The organism is Sutterella seckii (assembly GCF_009183815.1).
GTDB lineage: Bacteria > Pseudomonadota > Gammaproteobacteria > Burkholderiales > Burkholderiaceae_F > Sutterella > Sutterella seckii.
In genome coordinates this window covers 1-572 of record NZ_WEHX01000232.1, presented here as the reverse complement: position 1 = coordinate 572, position 572 = coordinate 1, and the positions used below count along the sequence as shown (strand labels likewise).

The following is a 572-nucleotide window of genomic DNA, read 5'->3' as shown; positions in this document are numbered from 1 at the left end:
CCTGTTTTACGAATGAGAGTACCCTCTATGCACAGGCGGCCTGACCCCAAGCGCCACACAGCACCATCCGTCAACTATTAAATACCTTTGTTAATAACACAGCATCGATATAGTTGATATGCAGGTATGATTATGTTATAATACATAAATTAATTATGAAATTAAATCAGCCATCTACTCTTGATGGCCGCAAGACCACTCCTGAAGCTCAACTGGAGCTTCGCCGCCGCTGCGTCATTTACTTCCGTGATGGAGTAAAGCGCGCTGAAATCGCACGCAGACTTGGATTGAGCCGCCAATGGGTTACCAAGATCATCCAGATCTACCAGGCCGAAGGCTTTGACAGCGCTGTTGCCGGCAAGAAGCGCGGCACGAGTGAGAAGGCTGCAGAAGGGATGCGACTGCTCAGTCGGGAAGAAGCAAAGAAGGTCGCAAACTGGATTGTCGATAAGAATCCCGCGCAGCTGAAGTTTGACTTTGCCTTGTGGACGGCCAAGGCAGTACGCCAGCTCATCTACAGAGAGTTCGGCAAGCAGCTTGCCCTCTCGACCGTACGCAATTACCTGCGGTCA

At 50.3% G+C, this 572-nt stretch carries 1 protein-coding gene; it reads left to right on the top strand.

The window, feature by feature from the left end; all coding sequences use genetic code 11:
- Positions 1-155: 155 nt before the first annotated feature.
- On the top strand, positions 156-572 hold a 417-nt coding region (locus GBM95_RS11985), incomplete at its 3' end, for a helix-turn-helix domain-containing protein (RefSeq protein ID WP_152159288.1).